Raw genomic sequence first — 18764 nt, 5'->3', positions numbered from 1 at the left:
TTTTGAAATTCAATATACCTCTGTGCATTGCTTATTATACCACAAGTAATATTCTTTGAATACAAATTTTTTCACATGAAGTTCTTTTATGGTATAATTAAAATGAATAATTAAATGGGTGGGGAGCGAGGTGAAGGGGCGCTAAAACAAATAAAAGCAGTGTAGAAAACAAAAAGGGAGAGTGAATCTTATAAATATTTTAAACATCAATGGTTTAGTTCCAAAGTTGCCTATAATTCAAGGGGGTATGTCCGTTGGTATTTCTCTTGATAATTTAGCATCTGCGGTAGCAAACGCTGGAGGGATTGGAGTAATAGGTACTGCGGGAATAGGGTTAATCGAAAATCCTCAAACAAGAAAAGTGAAAGAAGCTAATATAGAAGGCCTCAAAAAGGTTATTAGAAAGGCAAGAGAAAAGACAAAGGGAATAATTGGCGTTAATATAATGACCGTTTTGACTGATTATAAAGAGCTTGTGAAAACAGCGATAAAAGAGGAAATAGATTTAATAATATCTGGAGCAGGGTTGCCTTTAAATTTGCCTGAATTTCTAGATACAAAATCTAAAACAAAGTTAGTTCCTATAGTTTCTTCTTTAAAAGCTGCCCAGGTGATATTTAAAAAATGGTGGATGAAATACAAGTACATTCCTGATGCATTTATAGTGGAAGGGCCAAAAGCTGGAGGACATTTGGGATTTAAAAAGGTGGATCTAGAGAATCCTCAATTTCAACTTGAAGTTACCGTTCCTCAGATAGTAAGTTTCTGTGAGGAAATTAAAAAAGAATATAACAAAGAAGTACCTGTAATAGCTGCTGGGGGTATTAACACACCTGAAAAAGTGAAAGAAATATTTTCATTGGGGGCGAAGGGGATACAAGTAGGGACTCCTTTTATAGCCACCCAAGAGTGTGACGCCGATATAAGATTTAAAGAGGCTTTGATAAATGCCAAAGAAGAAGATATAGTAATAATTGAAAGTCCAGTAGGTCTTCCGGGAAGAGCTATCAAAAACAAATTTATAGAAGATGTTTCAAAAGGGGTTAAAAAGCCATTCAAATGCCCTTATCACTGTATTAAAACGTGTAATTTTGTTGACACCCCATATTGTATAGCCCAAGCTCTACTTAACGCAGCAAAGGGGAATTTAGATGACGGATTTGTTTTTAGTGGCGAATACGGTTACAAAATCGATAAAATTACAACCGTACAAGAGGTAATAAACTATCTTTTTGAAATCAACGTAGATAAAGCGAAAGAGTCAACTTCTCAACGTTCGTAGAGACAGGGGCTTGTGATAAATAGGATGTGTTAATGGGCCTCAGTAACAAACAAAAAGCTGAGAGGCGTAAGCCAGGGCGAAAAAGGTCTAACGTAAAATTTAAATTAAAGACATTAAAAAATAAAAAAAGAGGAGGTCGCGTTATGTTAAATTTTGATTTTGTAAGTCCTACACGAATAATCTTCGGAAAAAAAGCCGAGGAAAAGGTGGGAGAAGAGGTAAAAAAGTACTCCGGTAAAATTTTATTTCACTATGGGCAAGGAAGTATTAAAAAAACTGGTTTGTATGACAGAGTGGTAAAATCTTTGAAAAGTGCAGGTGTTGAGTTTGTTGAATTGGGTGGTGTTCAACCCAATCCTAGATTAAGTTTGGTGAGAAAGGGTATTGAAATATGTAAAAAAGAAAATATTAATTTTATACTTGCGGTAGGTGGGGGAAGTGTAATAGATTCTTCAAAGGCTATAGCAGCAGGAATGAAGTATGAGGGAGACGTTTGGGAATTGTACGAAGGGAAAGGGACTTTGAAAGAAGCGCTTCCCGTGGGTGTCATTCTAACCATCCCTGCCGCGGGTAGTGAAGCTAGTATGGGGTCGGTTATTACAAATGAAGACGGATGGTATAAAAGAGCAATAAATTACGATGTTTTAAGACCGGTTTTTGCAATAATGAATCCTGAACTGACTTATACTCTTCCACCTTTTCAAACAGCTGTTGGAACTGTGGATATGTTAACTCATGTAATGGAAAGGTACTTCACCAACACCCAGCATGTTGAATTAACCGATAGATTGTGCGAAGCTACAATGAGAACTATAATTCACAATGCACCTCAAGCCCTTAAAGATCCTTACAATTACGATGTCAGAGCTGAAATTATGTGGGCTGGTACCGTTGCGCATAATGGTTTATTAGGAACCGGAAGGGAAGAAGACTGGGCAACTCATGGTATAGAACATGAAGTGAGTGGCATTTACGACGTTGCCCATGGAGCAGGTTTGGCTGTTTTATTCCCTGCTTGGATGAAATATGTTTATAGGCACGATTTAAACAGGTTTGCTAGGTATGCTGTAAATGTTTGGAACGTCGAAGCTGATTTCTTTAACTTAGAAAAAACCGCTTTAGAGGGTATTAATAGGCTTGAAAAATATTACAAAGAGGATTTAAAATTACCAATCACTTTGAAGGAATTGAAAGTTCCCGATGACAGATTCGAAGAAATGGCGCAAAAGGCTACGGAAAGAGGACCTGTGGGTAATTTTGTAAAACTTTACAAGGAAGATGTTCTAAATATCTTAAAATTGGCAAAGTAAAAAAAGGGCTCTATGCCCTTTTTCCATTTTTGAATGGACTATTTCGTTCTCAGAAATCACACTTTAAAGAAAATCAAGGAAGGATCACAGTTGGAGCAAAAAAAGAAATCAGTTTTTTGGAATAAAAATTTACTAATAGTTTTCGGTGTAACTTTGATGGCAGTTTTGGGGGTTTCAAGCATTTCTCCCATTTTTCCTGTTCTCATAGAAGAATTTGGAATATCTGAATCACAAGTAGGCTTGCTAATAACTTTTTTTACGTTACCAGGTGTTATACTAACTCCTATATTCGGGATTTTAGCGGATAGATACGGAAGAAAAAAGATTTTGATACCCTCTCTATTGTTGTTTGGGATCGCTGGTTTTTTATGTGGATTTTCTAAAAATTTCTCAATTTTGCTATTTTTAAGATTCTTTCAGGGTATGGGTGCAGCTTCTTTAGGGGCTTTGAATGTCACTATTATAGGTGACCTATTTTATGGGGAAGATAGAGTTAAGGCTATGGGATACAACGCTAGTGTTTTGAATATCGGAACTGCGGTTTATCCATCCATTGGTGGTGCACTTTCACTTTTAGGATGGAACTTCCCATTTTTTCTTCCGGTTTTAGCCATTCCAATTGGGCTTTTGGCATTATTTTTGTTAGAAGATAAAAGTGTAAGGAACAACGAAAGCATAAAAGATTACTTTTTTAACCTTATAAGATCCGTAAGGAATGCAAAAATTATCTTACTTTTTATAGGTGGCCTTTCAACTTTCATTATCCTTTATGGAGTCCATTTGTCTTATTTTCCATTTTTAGCAAGTCACAACTTTGGATTGTCTCCTTTTCTTGCAGGACTTTTAATGTCTGGGATGTCTTTTACAACCGCTTTAGGTTCATCGCAACTCGGAAAGTTGGGGAATAAATTTAACGTTAAAAATTTATTGATATTTTCTTATTTGTTTTATACTTTATCTCTTATTTTGACACCTTTTATGCAAAAGGCATGGCAGTTGCTGATACCGATAATTATATTTGGAATAGGACATGGTATAAACGTCCCATCAATTCAGACTATGATAGCAGAATTGGCTCCTTCTGAGTACAGAGGAGCCTTAATGTCATTAAATGGAATGATTTTGAGACTAGGACAAACATTAGGTCCTATAATAATGGGCTTTTTATACACTTTTGGTGGAGTGAATATAGTTTATTTTTCTGGTGCTATTTTCGCTATAGGGATATTCTTCTTGTTATTATTGCTTTTTAATGTTCATAAGACTTAATCTGTTTATCATAATTGCTGATTAATTCTTTAAAAAGCGTTAGGAACTTTTGATTTTCTTCTTTGGTTCCAATGGTTACTCGAATTTTATTTTCTAAAGTCCCAGAGTATTTTCTCAAAAGTATTTTATTTTCTAAAAAGTAGTTGTAAACAGCTTTGGCTGTTATACCTTCTATTTTATCAAAATCCAAGAGTATAAAATTAGCATCACTTTTTAAGGCGACTCGTCCGAGCTCTTTTGAAAGCTTATTTCTTTCTTCGATGATGTAATCAATTTTTTCTAAAATGAGATTATAATTTTCTATTATGGTTTCTACCATCTTTTCAGTTAATACGTTGAAACTGTAGGGAGATTTTATTTTCATTATTTGTTTAACTATTTCTTCATTGGCTATTAAGATACCTGCTCTAATACCTGCCAATCCGAACGCTTTGGAAAATGTTTTTAATATTATAAGATTTGGGTAGTCTTTTAAATATTGTATCATGCTTGTTTTTGAGAAATCCGCATATGCTTCATCTACAATTACAGGTGTCCCTGTATTTAAAGCTTTTACGATCTCTTTTTGGGGTTGCAAGTTTCCTGTAGGATTGTTTGGAGAACAGATAAATATCATACCCGTTTGATCATCTACGGCTTTATCTATGTCTTTTATTTCGTAATTGGTATTCAAAGGGATTTTTTTCACTGAAAAACCGTTGAGTAGAGAATAAAATTCGTACATTTCAAATGTAGGCGGACAAACTATTACCTCGTTTCCAGAAAAGATTTTAACCAAGTAAGATATCATCTCGTCGCTGCCATTTCCAACCACTATGTTGTTCATATCAAGATCTATATTATATCTTGAAAAATATGAGTTTAAGAAAGTCGCTATTTTTTGTCTGATGTTGTCAGCGGTTAATTCGGGATACCGATTTATGTTTGTTTCTGTTATCTTTTGGAAAAAGATCTTTTTAAGGTCTAAAGAAAGATCGAATGGATTTTCATTTTTACTGAGATCTATGAACCCTTCATTGATATTAGTATTAGAAGGTTTGTATTCCTCAAAACTTTCTAAAATTGGGTTGAATTTCAACTTTGCTTACCTCCCTCTGGCGAGTGTCTCTTTTTTAATTCTTGAACAACTTCTCCTATATCTATTCCTTCGTAGGTTAATAACACCAACAAGTGATAAATCATATCGGCGGTTTCATATATGGTTCTTTCTCTATTTGGAGCAACCAAAACTTCGACCGCTTCTTCTCCAAATTTTTTATAGATTTTTTCTTTCCCTTCATTAAACAAATAAGTTGTATAAGATCCTTCTTTGGGGTTCTTTTTCCTATCTTTTATAATTTCTTTTAATTGGTTCAGAAAATCTAGTGAGTAATCTATATTAGAATCAGGTAGTTTATCAATTTGTTCGAATTTTCTAAAACAACTTTTCGTTCCTAAGTGGCAAGCCGATCCTGTTTGATCAACTTTTAAGAGCAATGTGTCGTTATCACAATCCACGTACGCTTCTTTTAATTTTTGATAGTTCCCGCTTGTTTCTCCTTTCATTCTGATTCTTTCTTTGCTTCTTGAGTAATAATGAACATATCCCGTTTCTAGAGTTTTACTAAGAGCCTCTTTGTCTGTATAACCTAAAGTTAATACGTCGCCATCGAGACCTTGAACTATTACAGGTATGAGGCCATTGTTTTTTCCCCAATCTAATTTGTCTATTATTTGTTTATAATCTAACATTTATTCCCACCTTCTTCAATTGAATTTTGAGGTCTTTTGCAGTGTAGATACCATAATGGAATATGGATGCAGCAAGAGCGGCATCTGCACCTATTTGAAAAACATCGATAAAATCTTTAACTTCTCCCGCTCCACCAGAGGCGATAACTGGGATTTCTACAGCATCAACTATTTGTTTGGTTAAATTCAAGTCATACCCTTTTTTTACACCATCTGTGTTCATAGAAGTAACCAGTAGTTCCCCTGCTCCCAACTCTTGACACTTTCTAGCCCACTCAACAGCGTCTAAATCCGTTTTTTTACTTCCTCCGTGTGTGTATACATAGTACTTTTCACTTTCGACGTCTTTTTTTGCATCTATTGCAACTACTACGTTAGAGCTCCCTATAATTTTTGAACTTTCTTTAATTAAATTTGGATTTTCAACGGCAGCTGTATTTATAAACACTTTATCAGCTCCACATTTTATTATTTCTACCATTTGTTCAACTGTTTTTAATCCACCACCCACGGTGAAAGGAATGAATAGTTCTTTGGCAACTTCCTCAACAAGATTTTTGAGTATATTACGTTTTTCTTTAGAGGCCGTTATATCTAAGAATACGATCTCATCAACCCCATCTTTTTCATATTTTTTGGCAAGTTGTACTGGATCTCCTGCGTCCTGTATATTCTCAAATTGTACTCCCTTTACGACTCTTCCTTCCTTTATATCCAAGGCTGCTACTATTCTTTTTGTCAACATTATTGTTCACCTCTTAACTCCTGCAGATTGATTTTACCTTCGTAAAGAGCTTTTCCTATTATAGCCCCATCGAAACCTATATTTTCCAATTTTTTTAAATCTTCTTTTTTACTTACACCCCCGGCGTATATTATTTCCTCATCTTGCCAGAATCTTTTTATGTTTAAAGAAACACCTTCTAAAGTTCCATCTTTGCTTGTGTCTGTATATATGAATCTGTTGGTGTACTTTTTAAAAATAGAAAAAGCATCTTCTAAGTTAATTTGTGAGTTTTCCAACCAACCTTTTGTTTTTAAAGTTCCGTTCTCGACATCCAAACTTATGGTTATATTGTTGAAAGCACTGGTAACTTTTTCTAAGAATTCTAAGTTAAAGGCTGCTGTACCTATGATCACATAAGTAACACCTATTTCGTAGGCATTTTTAATGCTTTCAAAAGTCCTTAATCCTCCACCCAGTTCAACTTTCAACCCGGTTTTTTTGATTATTTGTTTTACAACATCTAAGTTTTTTACAGAACCTTCAAAAGCACCATCTAAGTCGACAATATGAATCAGATCGACATATTTTGAAAATTCTTTGGCTATTTCTACGGGATCTCCGTATTCTTTTATTTCATTTTTGCTACCTTTATAGAGTCTTACCGCTTTTTTATTCATTAAGTCTATTGCAGGTATTATTTGTATGTTGTTGATAGATTTCACCTCGTTATAAATTTTTGAAATTTTCTAATAATTTAATTCCTTTTTCGCCTGATTTTTCAGGATGGAACTGTACACCGAATACGTTTTCTTTTTGTACGCTTGATGTGAATTTACAGGTTTTTCCTCTGCTTTCGTATTCTGTGTATGAAATTATGTATTGATCTTCAGTTGTTATGTAATAAGAGTGTACAAAATAGAAGAAACTTCCATTTTCTATTCCTCGAAAAATCAGAGAATCTTTTGAAAATTCAACACTGTTCCAACCTATGTGAGGTACTTTCATGTTTTTAAACTTAACCACTTTTCCAGGTAAATAAGAAAGTCCCGTGCCTTCATCTTCTTCACTGCTTTCAAATAACAGTTGCATCCCTAAACATATACCTAGAAAAGGCTTATTTTTGTCGATATGTTCCAATATATAATCTTTTAGAGGAATAATATTATTCGAAACTATTCCAAAAGAACCTACCCCAGGTAGTATGATTTTATCTGCAGTTCTTATGTCATTTATTTCATTGCTAATAATGCCTCCGACAGCTTTTTGAACGTTTGAAAAGTTACCAACCCCACCATTTAATATGACTATTTTCTGCATATATACCACCTCTATACTTCGTAAACTCTATTTGTACTTTCGTGTTTGTCACTTGGTTCAAGGGCAGTTTTTAAAGCGCTACCCAATGCCTTGAAAGAAGCTTCGATTATATGATGAGCGTTTTCACCATTTATTTGCTTTATATGGATAGTTGATTGTAAATACCTTGATAACCCTAATACTAATTCTTTGAAATTACCTAATTCAAAGCCTTTTTCAGAATCTTTGATGTTGATATCTATGTTTGTATAGGATCTTGAAATATCAACAGAAACGAGAATAAGGGCGTCGTCCATTGGTAGGATGGAGGTTCCAAACCTTTTTATCTTCTTTCCTTCCACTTCGTTCTTTAAAAATTGGCCGATTGTTATTCCCATATCTTCCCATAAATGGTGATTAAGATCGAACTTTGCCTTGATGATTACATTCTTTTCCATGTAGTAGAATAGGGTTTTCAATAAATGATTTAACACAGGATCTCCGGTATCAATAAATAATTCTTTAGAATAATTTATTTCTATGTCTGTTTCGTCAGTTTTTCTTCTCATTTCCTCACCTCCATAGATTTTTTGTGTTGGTGCATACCTTCGATTTCCGCCATTCTTATACCTAAGTACCTCTCTTTTAACAACTCGTCTTTACTCACTTTTGCAACGGATATTTTTTTTGTAAAATCTGATAGGTTTAATACGGAGGAGAAACGTGCCGCACCACCCGTTGGCAGTACGTGGTTAACTCCCAAGAAATAATCTGCTGCAGGTACAGGTGTGTAATCACCTAAATAAATAGCTCCAGCATTTTGTATGAGTGGTAGTACTGATTCAGGATCTTTTGTCATTATTTCTAAGTGCTCAGGTGCTATTTCGTTGGTTTTAGCTGCACAATCTTCTATACTTTTGAAAAGGTATCTATCTATCCCTTCTCTTTCACAATATTCGTATAATTCTTTTGATGTAGTGACCAAGAAAGCTTTAGATTCATAACCATGTTCAAGTTGGGAGAGTAAGTCGTTTAAAATGTATTCTGGTTTAGCTGTCTCATCGGCTATCACACAGATTTCTGATGGTCCTGCCAAGCTGTCTATTCCAACTTCTCCAAACACCTGTCGTTTTGCTTCATTCACATATTGATTTCCGGGACCAAATATTTTATCTACTTTTTTCATACCGATGCCGTATGTCATAGCTGCTATTGCTTGAATTCCACCAATTTTGTAAATTTCTTTTATCCCCAACTTTTTTGCTATATAAATTATGTAAGGGTTTATTACCCCATCTTTTGGAGAGGAAGTGATCAACATTTCTTTTACACCTGCAATCTTGGCGGGAATAGCGACCATCAACAAACTCGAAGGTAGAGGTTTACCACCTGGGACATAAATCCCTATCCTGTTTATTGGTCTATTAATCAGTCCATAAGTTGAGTTGTATTCATTGGAATACAGAATATCTTCCGTTTTTTGTTTTAAATGGTAATTCTCCAATCTTTGAATCGTTTTTTCTATAATTTCTTTATCTTGCGCGGGGATTTCTTCGTCGATATCCCATTCTTCAACTTTTAATTCTAAATCACCATCATAATTATCGAACTGTTTTGAATATTTTTTTACTGCAAACATTCCGTTGTTTTTTATATCGTTTAATATCTGTGAAACGTAGTTCTGTAATTCCATTATTTTTCCCTCCCTCGATTTTTTGTACTACCTTTAGAAACTGTGGGATTTGCTTTATTGCCCTTTCACCCCGTTTTTATAATTCTTTGCTTTATTTATTAAATCGTTTATAAAATCGAACTTAGTCTTTTGGGTTATCCTGTTTACCAAAAGTACCGCAGAGATATCCATTATCTTGTATGCTTCTTTTAAATTGTTTGCTTTTATCGTGTTTCCCGTATCAACAATATCTACTATTGCATCCGCTATACCGGTTTTTGCTGCCAATTCTACCGCTCCATTTAATTTGAGTATTTTCACTTTTAAACCCTTTTCAGAAAAGAAATTTTTTGTAATTTCAGGGTATTTGGTTGCTATTTTGTAGCCTTCCATCTTTTGAAAAGATATTTCTCTGTTTTCCGGTAAGATGATGCTTATTCTACATTTACCAAAAGGTAGTTCTAATGGGATATACACTTCATTGTTTCTTTCAAGGACAACGTCACTTCCGCATATCCCAATGTCCACTCCATTTTCTACGTATACAGGTACATCAAAAGCTCTAGGAAAATAGAAGGTATAACCATTTTCATACGATATAAGTTCTCTGTTAGCAGGTTCTTTAACATTAATACCTATCTTTTTTAAAAAGTCTTTGCTGTCTTCCAGTAATCTTCCTGATGGCAATGCTGTTGATATTGTTGTCATCTCATCATCTCTCCTATAATATCCAAATTTAAAGCCATTCCACACGAATATTTGCCGTTTATCTTGTATTGACCACCGTTACCTAAAAGGTAACCATTATCTGGTGAATAGATTTCAAATACAACATCTTCATAGTAATTCATGTATTTCATTGTTCCAAGGTCTATGTATATTCTGGGGTCGTTAATGTTTTTAATTATTGTGTTTAATTTTGGAATGTTTGTTTCTTTTCCTCTGTAATTGAAAAGATTTGCTATGGAGAGTTTTACTTCCTCATCCAATGGAAGGTTTTCAATGATCTCGAAATTTCTCAGCTCAACAGCCCTTAAAATTTTATCTCTGTATTGTGGAACTGCTTTTAAAATTCTCTCCCAACTCCTTATTGAACTTACGTCTATAAAGAAATTTTTTATATCCAATAATGAAAGAATTTCAATGGTTAAACGCAGAATTTCTTCTTCGATTTTGACTTCTTCTCCGTTTAATATTTCAAATCCAAACTGCCAAACACCGGATAAATTTTCATCTAAAACTTCCGATATGTAAAATACTTTTTCTTTTTCTTCTACTTTATCCATGTCGATCAACCAAGAAGTCACATCAGGTTTCAAAAGGTAAAAATTTCTTCCATCCGCAAATTTTAGACCCTTTATTAAATTTTCAGAATACTTTGTTATGGAAGGTGGAAACAGTTCATAAAAATCGTGTTTAATTAGTACACTTCTGATTTTGTTAACTATATTTGATAATTTTTGAGATTCGGCGAAGATGTCTTTTTTCATTTTAAACCCCTTTCTTTTATATTTTAAAAAATAAAAAACCGGTCACGATTTCTCGTGACCGGTTATTACGTTTAGCCTTGTATGCGGTGATTTACAAATAACAACATACATGGCATGTGTTAACTCGGCCACGCCATGTATGATGATGAATATTTAAATTAAACAATGTTTTTGAATTGATGTCCGTTTTAAGATTAGACATTATATTTACCCCGTTTATGACAAATTTTCAAACTAACTAACAAGATTTTATCATATTTTTGCAACAATGTCAATCAAATAAAATTTTTTCATTAAAAATCAAATGGTGTTCTTAAATAACCGGATATTTAATAGCAATTCTGTTTATTTTATAAACCACTTTATTCGCGTAATAATCATTTCCACCACCATTGTACCAACCTATGGCTTTGTAAGTATCACCGTGAGTTTCCATCAAATACTTCAAATAAGCCGTCCCAACAAGTATGTTATACCTGGGATCTAATAAAAGTCTATCTTCAATCCAATCCAAACTCGTTTCGGTATAATTCAAGCTTTCAAAAAGATCATAATATTTGTTTACAACAAACTGTGCGGTTGATGGTCTGAGTTGCATGTAACCTACTTCTCCATAACTGCCAATAATATTTTTGAAATTTGTTTCGGTATCTATTATTGCCGCTATCATCAAAGGAGATATTTCAAAGATTTTTGAGGCTTCCATAATGGAGGAAACAAGTAACTGCAACCTCTCTCGCGGCATATCTTTCCCAACTGCTAGCTTGTATTGTGATGAAATGAAATCGAATAAAACGGTTTTAATCGTTATATCTTCTTTGGCATTTTCTTGACTGTTAACATTTATATAGGGGTATATAGAGAACGCTGCCAACGAAAACGTTAAGAATATTATAATAGCTGAATATTGTTTTTTGTGCATTTTTGTATCACCTCTCTAATGGACCCCCACAATCCCTTCAACTTTTTTTCATTAAATAAACACCGTAAGGTGAAAGTTCAACATAACCTTGTGCTACTTTATTATTTCCAATAGACAGTAATTCTTCTCCATTTTCGAGCAAAACGGAGCATTTGGAAGATTTTAGGTTATAATAAGCTATAAATTCATTTAATTGACTATAACACCTTAATTTTACCATATTTTGGTCAAAATTCAAAATTTCGATCCGTGCATCATCTATCCACGGATTGGACTTTCTAAATTTAATCAAATTTTTTATGGTATTTAAAATAGAATTTTTTTCGTTTATCTGTTCTTCTACAGATTCGCCAGAGTAAGGAGGGTTGAATTTATATCCTTTCCATTCTGTTTGACCAGGTCCAAAACCATTTTCGTACCAATGAAATGGTTCTTGACTGTCTTCGGTAAAATTAACATCAACTGGGATACCTTTCATTCCTGTTTCCTCGCCATAATAGATGAAAGGAATCCCTGGAAGGGTATAAAGAATTGAAAAACCTAACTTTACTTTCCCTACATCCTTTAAGTCAGATAGAATCCTTGTCATATCGTGATTAGTTAAGAAATTACCTGACATAGATAGGACCTTACCATTTGGTAGATACTCTGACATACATTTTTTCAATGTTTTTACAAGATCCTGAGGGGACTCGTTTTTTAAAGTCATCTTTAAATCCTCTGCAAGCGGGAAGTTGAACCCTATATCGAATATTCCTTCGTACTTTCTTACTATTTCCGGTGCATCCCACACCTCACTTATAACTAAGGCATCATTTTTTATCGATTTTATATAGCTAACCATCTCTTTCCAGAATTCGATATTTTTTTCATGTTGGTAATGGAACCTCATCTCTTCAATGTCAAAATCAAAAATATGTTTTGCGGCATCCAATCTGAAGCCATCAAAACCATTATCTAACCAGAATTTAAAGATTCTTTTTATCTCTTCCCATAATTCTTTGCTTTCAAAATTAAGGTCAGGTGAGGCGGGACCGAAGATGCCGTAAAAATATCTGTCACCTATCTTCTGCCATATTTTATTTTCATCCCAATGTCTTTTTTCTTCTAAATCAGCCTTCTCGTTAGCCCAAATGAACCAATTTTTGTAGGGCTCTTCTCCCCTAAGTGCGCGTTGAAACCATTCTGATGTTACTGCAACGTGATTAATAGGAAGATCAAGGATAAATTTAATACCTTTCTTGTGACCCTCTTGTAAGGTCTCTCTTAAATCTTTTAAATCTCCATAAACAGGGTTAACCTCGAAAAAATTGGAGACTGTATAACCATGAAAGGCTGGAGATTTCATAATTGGTAACAACCAGACATGATCAATTCCCAAATCACAAAGGTAATCCAATTTTTGTTTTAATCCCTGTAAATCTCCCAGGCCGTCACCATTTGAATCATAAAAAGAACGTAAATACAATTCATAAAAAGTCATTTGTTTTCCCCCTTTTCACTTATTTTGTTCAATCGCTTCAATAAATGCTTTGAAGATAGGATGAGGATCTCCAACTTTTGTTTTAAATTCCGGATGGTATTGAACGCCAACATAAAAAGGATGAGAATTCAGTTCAATTGCTTCAACGAAATCCGTAATGGCAGATATAGAAAGTTTATTTGGAGTATTTTTCCCTTTTTCAAACATTTTGTCGAATTCTTTGTAATTAACTTCATAACGATGTCTGTGTCTTTCAAAGATAGAATTTTTTTCTCCATAAATCTTGTGAAGTTTCGTGTTGGGAAGTATTTCAATTTTTTGAGCTCCTAGTCTCATGGTACCGCCTAAATTCAGCATCTTTTTTTGTTCTTCCATTAAATCAATAACAGGATAAGGAGTATTTTCATCAAACTCTGTTGAATTAGCTTCTTTGTAACCAAAAACATTTCTAGCGAACTCTATCACCATTAGTTGCATACCCAGACAAATCCCTAGAAGAGGAATATTATTTTCACGGGCATATTTTATAGCTTTTATCTTTCCTTCAATTCCTCTTGCTCCAAATCCACCTGGGATAATTATACCTTCATATTTACTTAAAAGTATTTTGATTTCCTCTTCACTCAGCTCTTCTAACTCTTCGGAGTTAATTAGATCAGGCCTTTTAGTGCCACTTAAAAAAACACTTTCCATTATACTCTTGTAGGCATCATCGGTACCTAAATACTTGCAAATCATAGCAATTTTTAGGTTTTTAAATGTTTTGGGACATTTCCAACTTAATTCCCCTACTTCTTTTGATACATCCAAATTCAATTTACTGGTAATAAGCGAATGAATATTCTTTTCGTAGAGCATTTGTGGTACTTCGTAAACGTTGGTTAAATCAGGAAGGTTGACGACATACTCTAAAGGAACACCTCCGAACAAAGCTACTTTTTCTAGACTGGAAACATCTATTTCTTTTTCCGTTCTTACCAAAAGCATATCTGGTTGAATTCCTATCCTTCTCAAGAGTTGAATGGATTGCTGAGTTGGCTTAGTTTTAAACTCGTTGGTAACATGTAAATAAGGAACAAAAGTTACATGTATAAACATAAAATTTTCTCGACCTTTTTCAAAGGATAGCTCTCTTACTGCCTCTAAAAATATTTCACCTTCAATATCGCCAACAGTGCCCCCTATTTCAATGAGCAAGACTTCTGTATCTATCCCTTCGATCCTTTCTTTTATTCTTTCCGTGACGTGAGGTACCATTTGAACGGTGGCGCCTAAATACTTTCCTTCTCTTTCTTTTTCGATAACATATTTATACACTTGACCTGCTGTCATATTGTTGAAACTTTTCATCTCTATCCCTAAAAATCTCTCGTAATGGCCCAAATCTAGATCTGCTTCATAACCATCTTCTGTCACAAAAACTTCCCCATGTTGATTGGGATTCATAGTTCCTGCATCTACATTTAGATAGGGATCTATTTTCAATGAATTGACTTTTAACTCCAGTTCTTTTAAAAGCCTTCCTATCGAAGCAGAAACGACTCCTTTTCCTATCCCACTGAGTACTCCACCGGTTACTATAATATATTTTTTAGCCATTATTTTATTTCACCTCTTTTTTAAGAAAAAAATGACCTTTTTTTAAAAAACAAGGGGGAGCGAAAGCTCCCCTCTTTTGGTGATTGAATCAATCCTCATCGTCAATGTTCAATTTTTCAGTTAATAAATTAACCGCATTTTCAACGGTTTTGATTTTTTCTAACTCTTCATCCTCTATTGTTACACCGAATTCAGACTCAAAAGCCATGGTTAAATCCACTAGCTCTAAAGAATCTGCATCTAAATCATCGGTAAATGAGGCATCCAATGTAACTTCATCCTCGTCGACACTCAATGTATCTACGATTATTTCTTTTACTTTTTCGAACAACTCATCCTTTGTCATATTTGTTTACCTCCTTAGCCATTATTTATCATCCATTTTCCGAACGTTGGTCATTGATAAAATTCGTGTCAATTATAATGAGTTATTTTGGTTTTGTCAAGTTTATTATTTTCATAAAAGTAAAATATTTATGAAATTTCTCTTTTTTGTGACCTAAAGATTCTTTTTCAAGGATATTTACCAAGATTTTGTGCGTTTTTCAAAGAAAATGGTGTTGATATGGTATAATTATATATATAATTACAAGTCAAGTAAAGAGGAGATTGCATTGAAATATGAAAATGAGAGAAAGTATAGAATTCCCGATAAATATATATTTAAAAAATTAGTCTCACTTGCCTTTGATGAATGGCTCATACTTCAATGGTACGATAAAAAAGGATTGAGAACAAGGTTAGAAATTAAAAAGGGCGAAAAAGTGTGGACTACAAATCTTAAAAAGGAGATAAAAAAGGGGCTTAGAGAAGAGGAAGAAGACTTTCTAAACGAAAAAGAAATCGACTTTGATAATTTAAAAAGTCAAAGGATGGTAATGAAAAAAAGGTATCTTTTAAATAAAGACCCGGAAATAGTGGTCGACGAGTTGTTGAATCCCGATAATTGTATAATGTATAAAAAAGAATTTTCGGAGATAATGTATCTTCTAGAAATAGAAGAAAAGGGAAAAAAGGTTGATTTAACAAAGTTCTTGATGGATTTTTTAGGCGACGTTTTCTGGAAATTAGAAGACTTAACTTATTTAGATGGATACAACAATTCTGACTTTGCAGGGGAACATCAATGCGATTTAAATAAAATTGTTAGGATGTGAAAAATCAAAATGGGGAAATTGATTCTAGTTGGCACGCCCATTGGTAATTTTGAAGATATTACGTTAAGAGCCTTAAAAACGTTGAAAGAAGCTGACTTGATACTCACCGAGGACAAGAGGGTTACCTTGAAATTGATAAACCATTTTGAACTTGGAAAAAAGGAGTTATTCACTTTCAACGAGACAAACTCAGAAAAGATTATGGACACAGTTCTATCTTTGATCGAAAGTCATAATATAACAGCCTTAGTGTCAGATGCGGGGATGCCTGTTTTAGCTGACCCCGGTTTTAACTTGGTACAAAAATGTTGGGAAAAAGGGATTCCAATAGATGTGGTGCCAGGACCTTCTGCCTTAACTTCTGCTTTAGCTGTGAGTGGATTCCCTGCTTCGAAGTTTTTGTTCTTAGGTTTTTTACCTCGGGATAAAAAATTGAGAAGACTTTTGAGAGAGATAAAAGAGTTCGAATATCCAATTGTTTTTTTTGAATCTCCAAATAGAATAAAAAAAACTTTACAAGAGATTTTGGAAAATTTTGGAGATATAGATGTACTCGTTGCCCGAGAAATGACGAAGCTTTATCAAGAATTTTTTAAAGGGAAGATTTCTGAAGGGATAAAATTTTTCGGATCCAAAGATCAAGTGAAAGGAGAGCTCACCGTTGTTATTTCCCCAACAAGAAGAATTCAAGTTTGAAAGTATACAAGAGTTGATAGAATATTTGAACAGTATCTTCAGCAGTTCTCCTCTTTACAGACAAGAGATCGAGGTTATTGGTGATGTTACTCATGCAAAGTACAGTAAAAGAGGGGACCTCTACGTTGAACTTTCTCAAAGAGTGAGAAGTTCAAATTATTCAATAACTATTATTTTCAGCCAATCTGCTGTTCCATATGTTTTTAAACATTGCAGAATTGACAGCGAAAAAGAGCTCCTCAATAAAAGGTGGAAGTTTCAGGGCATTGTTAACTTTTGGAAAAGAGAAGCTAAGTATGTAGTATCAGGTTCATCAATAATACCTTTAGGTGCTTCTGAAATAGAAAAGAAAAAGAAAGAAATATTGAAAAAGCTCGAAAAGAGCAATTTGCTAAGGAAAGTGGAACATGAACTAGTAGAACTAGATCCAATAAAAAAGATAGCCGTTATTACTTCACCAACCGCTGCAGGTTTTGGGGATTTTCAAAAAAACATTAATCATTCTAGGTTCATTCCTATTGTACATTTATATCCTGCTCCTATGCAGGGAGCAGAAACGGTACCTGGGATCAAAAAAGCTCTGTTCGCCATTTTAAAATCGGGTATTGATTATAATGTAGTTGTGATAATCAGAGGGGGCGGTTCAAAAAGCGACCTGATGTATTTTGATGATTTTGAACTTGGTTCCCTTATAGCAAAGTTTAGCCGAAAGATCCCTGTTCTTACAGGAATAGGTCACGAACAAGATTCTACTATCCCTGATTTTGTTAGTTGGAAAAACTATTCAACACCAACGGAAGTATCGAGAGATATAGTCAATCAAATTAACTATTTCACGGATACTTTAGAGAATTTAGAAAAAAATATAACCTATTCTTTTACCAATATTTATTCCCAGATGGAGAACTTACTTTCTTTCAATACAATTAACAATATTAAATATTACCTCGGTAGAGAATTAATAAATTTGTTCAGAACTTTGGACGAGGATCAACTTAGCATTAATAGAAAGATCAACCAAATGATTGAAAGTAGTGAAAAATCAATCTCTCTAAACAAATTAGTCTCTATTCAAAGGTTTATAGAATATAGCATCAAAACTTACAATCAGGATATAATAAGTACAACGAATGAAATTATTTCTGAGTTGAAAAGTAAGTTCGAAATATCAGAAAGAATTTTATTTAGTACTTTTCAAGAACTTACTAAGTCGAGTCCTTTTGCTGCTTTTTTAAATAACGGAGTTTTGGTAAAAAAAGGTGAAGAGATCATTGATAGTGTTGAAAAATTACAAAGAAAAGATGAGGTTAAATTAATATTTAAAGATGGGGAAGCAGATTCGAGCATCGAAAAGATTCAAAAATGGTGATAACTTTAGATGGGCGGGCTGCGGGGCGCAGGGGCGCTAAACATGGTTAAAGTTTCTAAAAGCAAGAAGAAATTCAATGAAAGAGGTGAATAAAGAAGGATGGAAGAAATAATTAAACTCAGTGAAGAAGAAATTAAAAACTTAAGTTTCAAAGAACAATTAGAACTCTTGGAACGTATCAACGATTACTTTCAAAATGAAAAACAAGACGAATTGGACGTTGAAAATGCCCTTGAAATTTACAAAAAAGCGTTAGATATACTTACCTACGCAAGAGAAAAATTAGTCAATTTAAAGGAAGAAAAAGCACAAATTGATGAAAAATACGAAAAAATAAAGAGTCAATTAAGCGAGTCGGCTGGTATCGATTAATGTTAATTTAATCAAAAAATAATATTTATTGTGTATAATAATAGCAGTAAAGAACATTTAAAAGAGGACGATGGATAATAATGTTTATAGCGGTTGGAAAAGGTGTTTTTGTGCCTACGGAGAGGATTCATTCTGTGGTGCCCGATTCTTTTGTTCAATTTGGTAGAATAAAAAAGATCTATCAAGGAATAGATGTAGTTACTCAATTTGGAGATGAAAACGAGTTAGAAAATTTGCCACCTCCATTAAGTGCTTCAGTCAGTTTGATTGACGCTTCATATGGCAAAGCGGTCAAATCAATTATTTATATGGATAGTGGTCAAATAGTGTTATCTACACTCGAAGCCAAAAAAATTATAGAAAAGATCAAGAAAGGAAGGCGATAAATT

General features: G+C 33.8%; 21 protein-coding genes. 8 read left to right on the top strand and 13 right to left on the bottom strand.

Annotation, left to right across the window (positions count from 1 at the left end):
• Nucleotides 1–181 precede the first annotated feature (181 nt).
• The 3 genes from X928_RS01655 (at nt 182) to X928_RS01645 (ending at nt 3861) form a co-directional block, all read left to right on the top strand.
• Nucleotides 182–1282 (top strand): NAD(P)H-dependent flavin oxidoreductase, encoded by a 1101-nt coding sequence (locus tag X928_RS01655; protein ID WP_103078196.1) that lies wholly within the window; start codon nt 182–184, stop codon nt 1280–1282.
• Between the two features lie 143 nt (nt 1283–1425).
• Nucleotides 1426–2592 (top strand): iron-containing alcohol dehydrogenase, encoded by a 1167-nt coding sequence (locus X928_RS01650; protein ID WP_103078195.1) that lies wholly within the window; start codon nt 1426–1428, stop codon nt 2590–2592.
• A 90-nt stretch (nt 2593–2682) separates the two neighbouring features.
• Complete coding sequence (locus X928_RS01645) at nt 2683–3861, top strand: MFS transporter (protein WP_199171189.1); 1179 nt, start codon at nt 2683–2685, stop codon at nt 3859–3861.
• Here the strand turns inward: X928_RS01645 and hisC are convergent.
• The 13 genes from hisC to acpP form a co-directional block, all read right to left on the bottom strand.
• Entirely contained in the window at nt 3842–4939 is a 1098-nt protein-coding gene (gene hisC / locus X928_RS01640) for a histidinol-phosphate transaminase (RefSeq protein ID WP_103078194.1), read from the bottom strand. The genes X928_RS01645 and hisC overlap by 20 nt on opposite strands.
• Nucleotides 4936–5592 (bottom strand): bifunctional phosphoribosyl-AMP cyclohydrolase/phosphoribosyl-ATP diphosphatase HisIE, encoded by a 657-nt coding sequence (hisIE, locus tag X928_RS01635; protein WP_103078193.1) that lies wholly within the window; start codon nt 5590–5592, stop codon nt 4936–4938. Before hisIE ends, hisC begins: the two co-directional genes overlap by 4 nt.
• Nucleotides 5579–6337 (bottom strand): imidazole glycerol phosphate synthase subunit HisF, encoded by a 759-nt coding sequence (gene hisF / locus X928_RS01630; RefSeq protein WP_103078192.1) that lies wholly within the window; start codon nt 6335–6337, stop codon nt 5579–5581. Before hisF ends, hisIE begins: the two co-directional genes overlap by 14 nt.
• Nucleotides 6337–7023: a 1-(5-phosphoribosyl)-5-((5-phosphoribosylamino)methylideneamino)imidazole-4-carboxamide isomerase gene (gene hisA / locus X928_RS01625; RefSeq protein ID WP_169926266.1), complete on the bottom strand. Its 687-nt coding sequence runs from the start codon at nt 7021–7023 to the stop codon at nt 6337–6339. Before hisA ends, hisF begins: the two co-directional genes overlap by 1 nt.
• Nucleotides 7024–7045: 22 nt before the next feature.
• Nucleotides 7046–7636: an imidazole glycerol phosphate synthase subunit HisH gene (gene hisH, locus X928_RS01620; protein WP_103077582.1), complete on the bottom strand. Its 591-nt coding sequence runs from the start codon at nt 7634–7636 to the stop codon at nt 7046–7048.
• A gap of 11 nt (nt 7637–7647) precedes the next feature.
• Nucleotides 7648–8184, bottom strand: coding sequence for an imidazoleglycerol-phosphate dehydratase HisB (gene hisB, locus X928_RS01615; RefSeq protein ID WP_103078190.1), 537 nt, complete (start codon nt 8182–8184; stop codon nt 7648–7650).
• Nucleotides 8181–9308: a histidinol dehydrogenase gene (gene hisD / locus X928_RS01610; RefSeq protein ID WP_103078189.1), complete on the bottom strand. Its 1128-nt coding sequence runs from the start codon at nt 9306–9308 to the stop codon at nt 8181–8183. Before hisD ends, hisB begins: the two co-directional genes overlap by 4 nt.
• 54 nt (nt 9309–9362) lie before the next feature.
• A complete protein-coding gene (gene hisG, locus X928_RS01605; protein ID WP_103078188.1) occupies nt 9363–9995 on the bottom strand; it encodes an ATP phosphoribosyltransferase in 633 nt (210 codons plus the stop codon).
• Entirely contained in the window at nt 9992–10777 is a 786-nt protein-coding gene (locus X928_RS01600) for an ATP phosphoribosyltransferase regulatory subunit (protein WP_103078187.1), read from the bottom strand. The genes hisG and X928_RS01600 overlap by 4 nt, the downstream gene beginning before the upstream one ends.
• A gap of 313 nt (nt 10778–11090) precedes the next feature.
• Nucleotides 11091–11699 carry a transglycosylase SLT domain-containing protein gene (locus X928_RS01595; RefSeq protein ID WP_103078186.1) on the bottom strand — a complete coding sequence of 203 codons (609 nt, stop codon included), beginning with the start codon at nt 11697–11699 and terminating at the stop codon, nt 11091–11093.
• Nucleotides 11700–11736: 37 nt separating this feature from the next.
• Complete coding sequence (locus X928_RS01590; RefSeq protein WP_103078185.1) at nt 11737–13182, bottom strand: alpha-amylase family glycosyl hydrolase; 1446 nt, start codon at nt 13180–13182, stop codon at nt 11737–11739.
• A 15-nt stretch (nt 13183–13197) separates the two neighbouring features.
• Nucleotides 13198–14781, bottom strand: coding sequence for a CTP synthase (locus X928_RS01585; RefSeq protein WP_103078184.1), 1584 nt, complete (start codon nt 14779–14781; stop codon nt 13198–13200).
• Between the two features lie 88 nt (nt 14782–14869).
• Nucleotides 14870–15127, bottom strand: a complete 258-nt coding sequence (acpP, locus tag X928_RS01580; RefSeq protein ID WP_103077574.1) for an acyl carrier protein — start codon at nt 15125–15127, stop codon at nt 14870–14872.
• A 268-nt stretch (nt 15128–15395) separates the two neighbouring features.
• Here acpP and X928_RS01575 point away from each other — a divergent pair, with 268 nt between their 5' ends.
• The 5 genes from X928_RS01575 to X928_RS01555 all read left to right on the top strand — a co-directional run bounded on the left by X928_RS01575 (nt 15396) and on the right by X928_RS01555 (nt 18761).
• The gene (locus tag X928_RS01575) at nt 15396–15938 is read left to right on the top strand and encodes a hypothetical protein (RefSeq protein WP_103078183.1); all 543 of its coding nucleotides are present in this window, start codon (nt 15396–15398) and stop codon (nt 15936–15938) included.
• A 9-nt stretch (nt 15939–15947) separates the two neighbouring features.
• Complete coding sequence (gene rsmI / locus X928_RS01570; protein ID WP_103078182.1) at nt 15948–16634, top strand: 16S rRNA (cytidine(1402)-2'-O)-methyltransferase; 687 nt, start codon at nt 15948–15950, stop codon at nt 16632–16634.
• A complete protein-coding gene (xseA, locus tag X928_RS01565) occupies nt 16600–18003 on the top strand; it encodes an exodeoxyribonuclease VII large subunit (protein WP_103078181.1) in 1404 nt (467 codons plus the stop codon). Before rsmI ends, xseA begins: the two co-directional genes overlap by 35 nt.
• Nucleotides 18004–18102: 99 nt before the next feature.
• Nucleotides 18103–18375, top strand: a complete 273-nt coding sequence (locus X928_RS01560; protein WP_103077570.1) for a hypothetical protein — start codon at nt 18103–18105, stop codon at nt 18373–18375.
• 80 nt (nt 18376–18455) lie between these two features.
• Complete coding sequence (locus X928_RS01555; protein WP_103078180.1) at nt 18456–18761, top strand: extracellular matrix/biofilm biosynthesis regulator RemA family protein; 306 nt, start codon at nt 18456–18458, stop codon at nt 18759–18761.
• Nucleotides 18762–18764 lie beyond the last annotated feature (3 nt).

The organism is Petrotoga miotherma DSM 10691, from assembly GCF_002895605.1.
GTDB classification, from domain to species: domain Bacteria; phylum Thermotogota; class Thermotogae; order Petrotogales; family Petrotogaceae; genus Petrotoga; species Petrotoga miotherma.
Note: the sequence above shows the minus strand (reverse complement) of the source record. Positions and strands in the feature narration are given on the sequence as shown.